Genomic DNA, 1,116 nt, shown 5'->3' with positions numbered 1-1,116 from the left:
GGCAAAAATAGGTGGTCGAAAACTGCCCTCCGGCAGTGCACTTCCAGCACCGGCCGGGTCAGGCGGTTACGCGGCGCCGCGAAGGAAAACAGGTCGCCGAGATGCGCCAGCTGGGAGAATTCATTGGCCAGCAACTGGTCATAGACCAGCAGATACGCCTTTAATTGCCGGGCGCTGGCGACCCGGTATCGGGCGCGTCCGACTCCAGCGAGTTGGGGCCGATGCCATACATCTCGGGAAAGGTGCTCTGGATCGAAATGTAGGACTCAATGTCGCGGTACCGCCCCTGCGGCAGCGGCGGATATACGTCCACTTTTGCCTCGATCCCGGCGGCGGCGTGGGCCACCTGCAATTGCGTGATAACACCGACCGACCTGGACGAAAGCGCATTGAGCTTCCCCGCCGCAGGCGATAGCACCTGCTTGTTCTGTATGAACTGCAATCCGTCCAGAAATTCAAAGGCCGCCAGGGCGTCGTCAGCGATGTCGATAGCATTGCCGCTGCTGCTGCCAGCAAAACTCAGTGACTCCACCGCCGTGACGCCGTCCAACTGCGTCAGCAGACTGGCGATCTGGGCGCAACTGACCTGGTTGCGCTTTTCCGGCAATGCTCCGGGCGCGCTGATCCAGCCATTTTCCATGCGCGGCCCGTTCATGATCGCGTCGCTGCTCAAGCCCGCCGTCTGCAATTGGCCAAAGCCAGAACGCAACGGCGTCGGCGCCGCATACTCCCGTAATACCTCGGTTAGCTTCTGCACGACAAGCGCCCATTGCGCGTCGGCATTGAGGTACACCTTGCCCTTGAGGCGGATGGGCTGTTCTGCCAGCACGACGGGGAAGTAGAAAAACTCGCCCAGGTTGCGCTGCTGATGCAGCAGGAAGTCGATGGTGTTGAGCAAATTTTCGATAGCTTCCTGCGTTTCGTCGTCGCGCCGGAAGGCGACATACACCGCATAACGCCCGTTGCCGACACGCTGCGCCGGCTTGTCGTTCAAGGTCCATGTCTGCGGCTGTAAATACACCGCGCGGACCTGTGCCACCCGGTCATGAATCAACTTGCGGGAATCGTCGGTGGTGACCGGCGGCGGCCGTCAAAATGTCCTGCCGGGCAAAAATT

General features: G+C 60.7%; 1 protein-coding gene. It reads right to left on the bottom strand.

Translation table 11 applies throughout. The features are described from left to right. Positions 1-160 precede the first annotated feature (160 nt). On the bottom strand, positions 161-994 hold the full coding sequence (locus tag I5W_RS09790) for a hypothetical protein (RefSeq protein ID WP_252716973.1): 834 nt from the start codon (positions 992-994) through the stop codon (positions 161-163). Positions 995-1,116: the final 122 nt, after the last annotated feature.

The organism is Herbaspirillum sp. B65 (genome assembly GCF_000333555.1).
Classification (GTDB): domain Bacteria; phylum Pseudomonadota; class Gammaproteobacteria; order Burkholderiales; family Burkholderiaceae_D; genus Herbaspirillum; species Herbaspirillum rubrisubalbicans.
This window is presented reverse-complemented; position numbering and strand designations above follow the sequence as displayed.